The following is a 10568-nucleotide window of genomic DNA, read 5'->3' as shown; positions in this document are numbered from 1 at the left end:
GGTTTAGCGCAGGGCGGCTTCGATCGCGGCCCGATCCAGCCCCTTCTGACCGATGACGACAAGCCGGGTGCCGCGCGCCTCCCCGGCTTTCCAGGGCCGGTCGAACCCCTGCTGAAGCCGGGTGCCGACGCCTTGGACCAGCAGGCGCATCGGTTTACCCGTTACCTCGGCAAAGCCCTTGAGGCGGATAATGTCGAACTGGTCCGCCAAGGCCGCGAGTTTGGCGACGAAGGGGCCGGGGGCGTCGATGGCCGGAAGATCAAGGACAAAACTGTCCCAATCGTCGTGATCATGGCCGTCTTCGGCGTCATGGTGCGACGGGCGGGCGGCGAGATCGTCTTCTGCCGCTGCGTGCAGCCCCAGCAGAACCGCCGGATCGATCTTACCGCCACTGGTGAGCAGGATTTTTACGGCACGCGGCACCGTGGCGGCGATGTCGGCGGCAACGGTTTCCTGCGCTGCCGGGTCCATCAGGTCAGTCTTGTTCAGCAGAATCAGATCGGCGCAGAGAAGCTGGTCTTCGTAGACCTCTTCCAGCGGGTTATCGTGATCTAGGGACGGGTCGGCGGCGCGCTGGGCGGCTAGTTTGTCGGGATCGTCGGCAAAGCGCCCCTCCGCCACAGCGGCGCCGTCGATGACCGCGACCACGCCGTCAACGGTCAGGCGGGCACGCAGCTCTGGCCAATCGAAGGCTTTTACCAGCGGTTTCGGCAAAGCGAGGCCGGAGGTTTCGATGACGATATGCTCCGGCGCGTCCGGGCGGGCCAGCAGCGCTTCGATGGCCGGGGCGAAATCATCGGCGACCGTGCAGCATAGGCAGCCGTTGGCAAGTTCGACGATATTGTCCTCGGGGCAGCTTTCAATGCCGCAGCCCTTCAGAATTTCGGCATCGATGCCAAGATCGCCGAACTCGTTGATGATCAGCGCAAGGCGGCGATTGCCCGCGTTCTCCAGCAAGTGCCGGATCAGCGTGGTTTTGCCGGCGCCCAGGAAGCCGGTGACGATGGTAACAGGCGTTTTACGAAGAGAGGTCATAGGATCGGGTCGCAAACCAAAAAGCGGGTGCCCGACAAAACCGCACGCCGGACGATGCCCGGACGCTCCCGGTGGACAGATCCTCCGGGCTTGCCATCGGGACACCCCGCCCGCGGCAAACGGTTGCTTCGACGGCAGGTCTCCTGGCTTGCGGGTCGCTGCGGTGCTTCCGCCTTCCCGGGGGGCGACCCCAGTGGCTGTGTGGAAGACCGCTCGCCGCTTACAGTTGCGGGGGCAGCTCGGGCCTTGGGCCTTTCGGCCCGCACCCGGATTCCCTATTGTGCGGCTCGCGCCGCACCGTCTTGGGCCTAGGAGTGACACCGGCCCCGGAGCTTGTCAAATCTTTGCGGGGGGAGCCTTGCCATGAGCCTCGATACGGCGGACGCCGAGCGTCACACGCTGAAAATGCAAAAGCGCAAAGCGGTGCAAGACGCCGAGGTGGCGTCGAAGACCATCGAAAAGGGCCTTATTATGGTCCATACCGGCGCCGGGAAAGGCAAATCCACGGCGGCGTTCGGGTTGATCCTGCGTGCCCTTGGCCACGGTTGGAAGATCGGCGTCGTTCAGTTCATCAAGGGCGCCTGGGATACGGGCGAACAGCGGGCGCTGGCGGTGGCCTTCCCCGATCACGTGACGTGGCGCGCGATGGGGGAGGGGTTTACTTGGGAAACCCAGGATAAGGCGCGCGATATGGCGGCGGCGGCGGCGGCCTGGGCGGAAGCGCAAGCGCTGATGGCTGATCCCGCCTATCGGTTGATCGTGCTGGACGAAATCAATATCGCCCTGCGCTACGATTACCTTGATCTCGCCGCCGTGCTGGCCGCGCTGGCCGCAAAACGCCCGGACCTCACCGTGGTGCTGACCGGGCGCAATGCCAAACCGGAGTTGATCGACGTGGCTGATCTTGTGACGGAAATGACGCTGGTGAAGCATCCTTTCAAAGCCGGGGTGAAGGCCCAGGCGGGGATTGAGTTTTAGGGAAAAGTCAAGTTTTTTGTTATTTTATATGCAAACTGACATGGCGATAACTCTGAAGGCTGGGCCATCGATGTAAAACTGGCATCCTTTTTCTGCTACTTCTTTCATTTTCGCCATACTTTCACGATATTTTATGCCGCTTGAACTTTCTCCGAGTAATTTTTCCAGTGTAATTTGAATTGTTGATATTATTGTTCTTTGAACTATACTTAATTTATCCCCCTCTGGGATATGTCTGTAGACGCGACCTATTATCTTAAAGTGTCCGTCTGTTAATTTTGCTTTTATAGAGCGTGCATCGGCATCACTTACATCAATATCTACAACGCCTATTTGTCTTCCATCTATAGGGGATACCATTATCATTTCTAAGAGGCCGGACCTTAAGTAATCTTCTTCAATCTCAGATAGTATTTTTAGAATAATTTCTTCGTATTTGGGTAGTTCTTTCATCATATTCGGGTCAAAAAAATTCTTATTCAATTTTGTTCCAAAATTTTTAATTATCTGAGCTATTATTGGTGCGGAAACTTTTGTTATTTCTATTATATTAAAAAAATCTATTGGCTTTAAGATGGCGTCAAGCTGAACAAAATGATCTCTCGGGAAATCACTGCTTAAAACAGTGGATTTGTGTATGTGCTTTTCTTCCTCTAAAGCATCTATTAGTGCCATGTGTAATCCACCGAGTGTATATCGTCTGGCTGTTTTCTCCAGAACAGACTTATTTCGTTCTGCTTCTAATGAAGATGATACTGGGGAAATAAAATCTTGGAGGAATTTAAATCCCAATGAAATGCTTCCCTTTCCTTTTGATGAAGTAGTCTCTTCAGTAGTTTTCTCTAGAGAGACACCCTTAAAGACGTATGCAGCACAGTTTAAAACCATTTTCTCATTAAGATAAACTGGTTCCATGTAAAAACTCATCTTCGCCCCCTCTCTTTAGTGTATGTTTAAGATGTCTACCATTAATTGTGGAGATAATATTCACTAACATCAATTTTTGTGTGTTTCAACTATAAATATTAATCTAATATTTTTGCAATTTAGACGCATCTTCCTTCTTAAGATGTGTCGGATAGATGGCGCCGCATGCAATACGCGTTCTGGCAATGTTATCAACAGGGTAGTAAAAATGTATCCCATGTGCCGCTGGTGTCGAAACCCAGGCGCGGATTGAGTTTTAAGCGCCCACCAACCGCGCCACGAAGCGGTTTACCTGCTGGTGCAGCCCGGCGAAATTTTCTTCAAGACTGCGGATACCGCTATTGAGATTGGTCGCGGCATCGCCGTTGCGCTGGGCCGATTGGGCGACCCCCTGGACATTCTCGCGCAGCCGTTCGGTGCCGCGCGCCGCTTCCTGAACCGCCCGGCTGATGTCGTTGGTGGCGGAGCTTTGCTCTTCGACGGCGGCGGCGATGGAGGTGCTAATCTCGTTGAGGCTTAGAATAGTCTTGGCGATATCGTCGATCTCGGCGGCGGCGGTGCCGGTTGAATTCTGGATCGTGTTGATGAGGGCAGAGATTTCTTCGGTCGCTTTGGCCGTTTGCCCGGCAAGGTTTTTGACCTCGTTGGCGACGACGGCAAAACCGCGCCCGGCTTCCCCGGCGCGCGCGGCTTCAATCGTGGCATTCAGCGCCAATAGATTGGTCTGTCCGGCGATGTTGGAAATCAGGGTCAGCACATCGCCGATGCGCGTTGCGTCCTGCACCAGCTTGGTCATCATCGCCACCGTCTCTTCGATGCGGCGATTGGCGTCGCCCGAAACGCGGTTGGAACTGGCGGCTTGCCCGGCGATCTCGCGGATCGAGGCAGCAAGCTCTTCGACAGCGGCGGCAACGGTCTGCACATTCGCCGTGACCTGATCGGCCGCGCGGGAGGCTTCGTGGCTGATCGTGACATTGTCATTGGCGCTAACGGCGACTGCGCCGACCGATTCGGTCATCACGTCTGCCGTTCCGCTGACGGCGTTCAAGACCTGACCGACGTCGGCATCAAAATCGGCGGCGACCGACTTTAGGGCCGCGAGGCGCAGGCGTTCGGCTTCGTCGCGCAGGTGGACCTGTTCTTGCTCTAGCCGCAGCTTATCGAGGGCGTTTTCCTTGAAGGTTTGAACAGCGGCAGCCATATCGCCGACCTCGTCCTGGCGGTCGCGGGCGGGCACCGAAACCTCTAACTTCCCAGCAGCAAGCTCGCCCATCACCCGCGTCATACGCGTGATCGGCTTGGTGACGCCGCGCACGATCATCCACAATACGGCGGAGACCAGCAGCAGTGTTGCCAGCCCGATCAAGGCGGTGGTCCAGACGGTTTTCTGGGCCTCTGCCTCCATCCGGGCGGTGCTGAGGCGGACTTCGACCTGACCGATGATGCTAGTTTTCTTCCCCTCCGTCCGCGTTACCGGGCTGGACTCAACGACCAGCTTCGGATCGACCGGGCCAAGCGCGCCATGTTCGGCAAAGCGCTTGCCGTTAGCGTCGAAAATCACGCTGCCGACATAATCCGGGTCTTGGGTCAGCGACGCCAGCACCTTACCCGCCGCATCGGCATCGATATTCCACAGCGCTTCCCCGGCGCCGCCGGACAGTACAACGCTGACCATCTGCGCGCGTTCCTGCAAAGCCGACCGCGCCGAGCGCAGGGTGACGAACGATAGGGCGGCGCTGGCCAGAACGGCGATGACGGTCAAGAGCAGCGCAATGGGGGCCAGAACCCGGATCGTCAGGCTGCTGCGGAAAAGGGTCAGCATGGGAAAACCTCCAGGGCGCAGAATCAGACCGAGGGCGATAGCCGCCGCAGCACAAGCAGCGAGGCATCGTCGGGAAGCGGGGTCGGGCCGGTGAAATGGGTTAGGGCGGTGCGGGCCGCTGCGGCCAAAGCCCGGGGGTCACTGGTTTCGGCATCGCTTAGGCAGCGTTTCAGCCGCTGGTCACCAAAGCTCATGCCGCCCGCGTCTTGCGCGTCGGCCACCCCAGCCGAGGTGAGGACCAGCGCGGTGTCGGGCGATAAGACCCCAGGGAAAGCGCTATAGATCGCATCGGCTCGGCGGGCGAGCGGGCGCCCCCGATCGACGGGCAACGGCATCAGACCCCGGTGCAGATCGATCAGCAGCGGATCAAGCCCGCCCGCGCTGGCGAGGGTGAAGGCCCCGGTTTCCGGCGTGAGCGCCAGCAGCGTTAACGCGATGGGGGGGCAGGTCCAGCCATTGGCGGATTGGCTCAACTGGCGGTTTAGCCGCGTCAAGACCGCTTCGGGGGCGGTTTCTTGATCCAGCAGGCTGCGCAAGTGCAGCAGCCCATACGCGGCGGCGAGGGGGGCCGTCGCCCCCGTTGCGGCGACGGAGCCGAGGGCGGCCCATAGCAGGCCCGAGCTTGTGCGCGTGATCAACGAAAGATCGCCGCCGCCCTGGGGGGCTGGCAGCGATAGGCAGGCGCTGTCAACGCCAAGGCGGGCGGGGTCGCCCCCCTCCGGTGCGGCTTGCAGCAGAGTGTGCAGAGCCTTGATCGCCTGCTGGTCCTGCTGGCGCCGGTCGATCTGGGCCAGCGCCTCGCGCTTTAAACGGCGCAGTTCTAGGCAGGCACTAACCCTTTCGTCCAGCAAGCGGACGTTGAAAGGCTTTGGCAGGTAGCCATCGGCCCCAAGGTCGAGGCATTGCACGATTTCGTCCATATTGGTCATGGACGAAATAACGATCACCGGCGTATCGGTCAGCAGCCCGTCGCGCTTTAAGCGCCGCAGCACATCGACCCCGCTGACGCGCGGCAGGTTGAGATCGAGCAGCACGAGATCAAAACGCTCGGTCTTCGCCAGATCGAGCGCGGCGCGCCCATCGTGAGCGGCGGTCAGCTCGCTGAACCCCGCCCGGCGCAGGTAGAGGTCGATCAACTGCTGGCTAAACCCATCGTCCTCGACGATCAGCAACCGTTCCAGCCGGGGAACCGGCGGCGCTTCGGCGACGGGCGCGAGGGGGGAGGCGAGGGCCGACATCATCTTCTTCCTGTCAATCAGGGGCGCTTCTGCCCCTGGGAACAAAGGCGTGCAGTGGCAGGGTGGTCAAAACCGGATCGGTTGACCCGTATCGTCGCGCCCCCTTCTAGCAAGAGAGGGTTTTTAAGACAATTTACAATAATATGACGGCCTAAAGTGCCGAGTTAGAGTCGGAAAACCGTCATTTGTTTGTGATGAAATCGCCAATAGCATCGATAATTGTGGGTTATCCTGATTATTTTTGATTTATACTGATAAATATCTCGTATAAATCTTAACAATTGGAAGGCCTGCCTAATCGAGAGCGCTAACCGTTAAAAGCGTGAGGGGCATTGATGCAGGCGTATGAATTAGAAAAACAAACGCTTCTTTACACTATTCTCAATACGCCGGGCCGCGTTTGGCCGCACCGGCATTCCTATTGTCGCGCCGTCTTTTCTGATCCGTTTTATACACGGTTGCAGGACCATCTACCGCCCGCCGAGGCCTATACCCCGCTGGGGGCGACCGGCAAGGCGTCGGCGGCGGATTACGGCATGCGGTCGGGGTTTCTGCTTGATGCCCCGCACAAGGCGCGTGTCAGCCCTGCGGTCGCGACCTTCTGGCAAGACCTGTTCGATAAGATTTTCGACGCTGATTTTGCGGCGACTTTGGTGCATCACTTCCAGGACCAAATTGCCGCGCGGCTTAAGGCCGAAGGCGCCGCGTGGCCGACCGACATCAAGCGCGACATGATCCTCGTGCGCGATACAAGCTCGGACGGGGTGAAAATCCATACCTCCGACCCGAAAAACCTGATCACCCTCTTGTTCTATCTGCCGCGGGACGAGCGCTATGCCCCTTGCGGGACGACGCTCTATGTACCGAAAGCGCGGGGGTTTCGCTGCTGGGGCGGGCCGCACCATGCGTTCGAGGATTTCGATAAGGTCTGGACGGCGCCGTTTCTGCCCAACAGCCTGTTTCTATTCGTGAAAACCGACGATAGTTTCCACGGGGTCGAACCGATTGAGATCGAGGGCATGCGCCGCGATTTGCTGCTGTTCTACATCCACCGGTAAACACAAAAGGGGCCGGATCATCCCCGGCCCCTTCCGTATCCCGATACTCGGCGGTTTAGCTTTCCAGCGCCGCTTCGGCGGGCGGGGTGATGCCGTGCTTCTTGGCGGCAGCGTCGGAGATGAAGAGCTGCGGCTTCGGTAGCACGACCGGCAGTGTCGCCGGATCAGCCCCATTCAGAACCTTGATCGCCTGTTCGGCGGCGGCCTGACCCATCGCGTCGTTCGACGGCACATAGGCCGCCAGCCAGCCCGCAAGCGTATAGGTTTGGGTGCCGCCATAGAGGCGCACCTTGTCGCCGACTGCGGCCTGAACTTCCTTCGCGACGGAGGCAAGATAGTTATCGGCCCCGGCATAAAGCGAATCGACGGCGATTTTGCCGCTCTTCACCTCTTCCAGAACATCCTTCAGCGACGTTGTATCGGGCGTCACCCGGCGGGAAATCACGTTCACCCCGGCCGCTTGCGCCCACTCGCGCACCTCCCGTTCGATGATATTCGAATTGGGCTCGCGGGAGTTGAACAGCACCAGCAGGTCTTTAATCGGCTTCAGTTTGGTGAAGACATCGAACTGCATCTTGATCGGCACGCCGTTGGTGACGCCGGTAATATTGGCGCCCGGCGCTTCCTTCGAGGCGACCAGATTGGCCCCAACCGGATCGAAGACGATGTTGAAGACGACCGGCGTATTATTCTTTACGGTCGCCTTGGTAACCTGGGTTGATACTGTGCCGTAGCTATAGATCATATCGAATTTCTTGGCAGCAATATCGCCTTCGACCTCGCGAATCGCCGTTGCTAGCTTGGAGCGGTCTTGATCGGCATTCACTTCTGAATAATTGACCTTAACCCCAGCGTCTTTCAATTTCTGGGCGAAGGCCTTGTCGGCAGGCATCCAGCTTTTCCACAGCACCATCAGCACATTTTTTTCTTGGGCCAGGGCCGAAGATGCTGATAGGGCGGCAATAATGCTACCGGAAATCAAGGCGGACTTAACGATTTTTGCGAACATGATTAAGCCTCGTCGCAGTCTTGTGGCAGCGAATGGGGTGTTTCTACTGTGAGGATATAGGGGGGCGGATCGTTAATCACAATTTACAATTTTATGACTATTGATTTTCTCCCTTGCGCGGTGAGGTGGAATCCTTGAAAACCAACATTGATATTGCGGGGCGGTACTGATCGTCCCGACCTTTAAAACACGCGATAAGGTCTAGGTCCGGGATGCCCCCTGGCGCGCTGCGGCTATGGCCGATCTCTCTGGCGTTTCTCGCTCTGGTCGCGGCGGATGCTGTGGGAACCTCTTTCCTACCGGTTCACGCGCGCGGCCTGGCGGTGCTCTGGCCGGGCTTGGGTCCGGCGGCGGCGGCGAGCCTGTCCGTTGCCTGCTTCTGGCTTGCCGTAGCGGCGGCGCAACTGACCGTACCACGCTGGCTGCCGGAGCGGGAGCACGATGGGCTGATGCGCGCGGCGCTGTCGGCGGTTTCCCTCGCCCTAGCCGCGTCGGCGGTTGTCCCTTGGGCGGAGTTGCTGATTGTATGCCGGATGGTGGCCGGGTTCGGCTATGGCGTCGCGATGATCTTGGCGCAAGATACCCTGCTGCGCGCCTATCCGGCCTCCGCCCGGACTCAGGCGTCGGCTTTTTATCTCAGCCTCTTTTTTGGCGGATCGGTGACGGGAACCGTTGCAGGCGGCCTATTGGCCAGCGCGATCGGCGCCGGGCCGACCTTGGCCGTCGGCGCCGGGCTTGCCGCCGTGGCGCTGGTGCCGGTCGCCTGGATGCCGTCATTCCGCGAGGCCCGCCGTCCGCCGGGGAATTTGGCGCCGCTGCTGCGCAATCCCGGGTTCATCGGCTTGGTCGGCTTGGCGGCGATCCCGTCGCGGCTGCTGATTAGCGCCTTCCTCTATTACCTTTTGCCGCTTTATCTCCACGACCAAGGGGTTGGCTCGGGGCAGGCGGGATGGGTGTTGATGGTCTATGGGGTGACCTTGGCGGCCTTGGCGACGCCCCTGGGCCGAATGATCGACCGGCGCGGCCAGCCGTTCACCTTCACGCTGCTCGGGCTGATCGGGTCTGGCGTCGCGCTGGCAGCGCTGCTGCTGGGCGGCGGCGGGATCGGCGCGGCGGTGACTGCCGTGGCGCTGCTCGGGCTGGCCCAAGCGCTGGGCATGGCGCCGCAGGTGACGCTGTTGTTCGCCGCCACCCAACGCGAGATGGCGCAGGCCGGGCGGGCGCGGCTGCTGGGGCTGTTCCGGGTGGGGGAGCGTTTGGGGCTGTTCCTGGGGCCGCTGCTGGCGGGGGGGCTGCTGCCCTGGGCGGGGTATGCCGGAACGCTTCAGGCTTTAACGATTTTCATTCTATTGGCCGCCGGGGGGTTCGCCGCCGTTTACGCGGCCAGCCGCAAGCCCGCAGTCGAGACGGAGGCGTAAGATGGCCCTTGTTGAAACCCCGTTGATCCCTGGCGCCGAAGTTTTCTCCTGGGGCGATGCCATGACCTGGGAAGAATATGAGCTGTTGGTTCGGGGGACGCTGGCCCCCTTCGACGGTCAGTTCGAGCTGCGCAGTTTCGCCTACCGGCATCCCGTGCGTCTGCAAGGCCATTGGCCGGAGCATCAACGCAAGGAAACCCGCATTCAGCTTGCCTATACCCAATGGGGCGACCCAGATGCGCCCCTGGTCATCTGCCTTGGCGGTATCGCCAATACGGCCCGACGCTGGGATTATCTGGCGCTCGATTTAGCCGACCGGTTCAACGTCGTCTGCTTTGATTGGCCGGGGCGCGGAATGAGCGGCTGGTTGGCGAAGGAGGGCGATTATACCCTCGATACCAACGTCGAAACCCTGGTGCAGCTTCTCGATCACCTCGACCGCCCCAGCGCCAGCATCATCGGATCGTCGCTCGGTGGCAGTACGGCGATGGCGTTCGCAGCGCAGCACCCTGGGCGGGTGGAGCGGCTGGTGCTGAACGACATCGGCCCCTACATGCCCGCCGAACGCCGCCGCCGCCGCGCCCAGGCCGTGGCGCATCATTATATCTTCAAGCGCCCGTCCGACCTGTTTCGCCGCTTAGGGGCCTCCGCCAAGAACGAAGGGCCGGTGACGGAAGCCGAACTGCTGCACAATACCTATTTTCAAACCCAATGGTCCGACGAGCACGGTGGCCGCGTCTATCGGCACGACCCGCGCGCCCTTCAGGCCTATGCCGCCAGCGCGACCGACAGTATCGATCAATGGGCCGAGTGGCAGGCGCTCGATATGCCGATCCTCGTCATTCACGGGCTGGTGTCGGACGCGCTCTTGCTCGAAACAGTGCAGGAGATGGTGCAGAAGCCTGGGGTGATCGCCATGCATGTGCCGGAGACCGGCCATACCCCCGCCCTTAGCGATGCCTATCAGATCCACTTTGTGCGCACCTGGTTGTTAGGGGCGGGGGCGTCGGGCAGTTTCACCTGTCTGCTGCCGCCCCCGACCCCCCGGCATCTCTTCACCGCCGCCAAACCGGCAGCCTAGGC

At 59.9% G+C, this 10568-nt stretch carries 9 protein-coding genes and 1 riboswitch; of the genes, 4 read left to right on the top strand and 5 right to left on the bottom strand.

Going from position 1 to position 10568, the window contains the following annotated elements:
* Nucleotides 1–3: 3 nt before the first annotated feature.
* Entirely contained in the window at nt 4–1035 is a 1032-nt protein-coding gene (gene cobW / locus CHR90_RS16945) for a cobalamin biosynthesis protein CobW (RefSeq protein ID WP_094410313.1), read from the bottom strand.
* A 116-nt stretch (nt 1036–1151) separates the two neighbouring features.
* Nucleotides 1152–1352, bottom strand: a riboswitch (cobalamin riboswitch).
* Nucleotides 1353–1398: 46 nt separating this feature from the next.
* Between cobW and cobO the strand changes: the two genes are divergently transcribed.
* Nucleotides 1399–2013: a cob(I)yrinic acid a,c-diamide adenosyltransferase gene (gene cobO, locus CHR90_RS16940; protein WP_094410312.1), complete on the top strand. Its 615-nt coding sequence runs from the start codon at nt 1399–1401 to the stop codon at nt 2011–2013.
* 24 nt (nt 2014–2037) lie between these two features.
* Here cobO and CHR90_RS19305 read toward each other — a convergent pair whose 3' ends face one another.
* From CHR90_RS19305 to CHR90_RS16930, 3 genes are all read right to left on the bottom strand, one after another.
* Complete coding sequence (locus CHR90_RS19305; RefSeq protein WP_141210979.1) at nt 2038–2940, bottom strand: DUF6414 family protein; 903 nt, start codon at nt 2938–2940, stop codon at nt 2038–2040.
* 256 nt (nt 2941–3196) lie between these two features.
* Nucleotides 3197–4762: a methyl-accepting chemotaxis protein gene (locus CHR90_RS16935; protein WP_094410311.1), complete on the bottom strand. Its 1566-nt coding sequence runs from the start codon at nt 4760–4762 to the stop codon at nt 3197–3199.
* Between the two features lie 23 nt (nt 4763–4785).
* Nucleotides 4786–6003 carry a response regulator gene (locus CHR90_RS16930; protein ID WP_094410310.1) on the bottom strand — a complete coding sequence of 406 codons (1218 nt, stop codon included), beginning with the start codon at nt 6001–6003 and terminating at the stop codon, nt 4786–4788.
* Between the two features lie 332 nt (nt 6004–6335).
* On the opposite strand from CHR90_RS16930, the gene CHR90_RS16925 reads away from it, so the two are divergent.
* Nucleotides 6336–7058: a hypothetical protein gene (locus CHR90_RS16925; RefSeq protein ID WP_094410309.1), complete on the top strand. Its 723-nt coding sequence runs from the start codon at nt 6336–6338 to the stop codon at nt 7056–7058.
* A gap of 55 nt (nt 7059–7113) precedes the next feature.
* Here the strand turns inward: CHR90_RS16925 and CHR90_RS16920 are convergent, their stop codons facing one another.
* Nucleotides 7114–8067, bottom strand: a complete 954-nt coding sequence (locus tag CHR90_RS16920; protein ID WP_094410308.1) for an ABC transporter substrate-binding protein — start codon at nt 8065–8067, stop codon at nt 7114–7116.
* A gap of 212 nt (nt 8068–8279) precedes the next feature.
* On the opposite strand from CHR90_RS16920, the gene CHR90_RS16915 reads away from it, so the two are divergent.
* A complete protein-coding gene (locus CHR90_RS16915; RefSeq protein ID WP_094410307.1) occupies nt 8280–9485 on the top strand; it encodes an MFS transporter in 1206 nt (401 codons plus the stop codon).
* Between the two features lies 1 nt (nt 9486).
* The gene (locus CHR90_RS16910) at nt 9487–10566 is read left to right on the top strand and encodes an alpha/beta fold hydrolase (RefSeq protein ID WP_094410306.1); all 1080 of its coding nucleotides are present in this window, start codon (nt 9487–9489) and stop codon (nt 10564–10566) included.
* The last annotated feature ends 2 nt before the right edge of the window (nt 10567–10568 follow it).

Origin of the sequence: Elstera cyanobacteriorum, assembly GCF_002251735.1 — a bacterium.
Taxonomy (GTDB): Bacteria; Pseudomonadota; Alphaproteobacteria; order Elsterales; family Elsteraceae; genus Elstera; species Elstera cyanobacteriorum.
The sequence above is the reverse complement of the archived record's forward strand: the minus strand, read 5'-3'. Positions and strand labels throughout refer to the sequence as shown.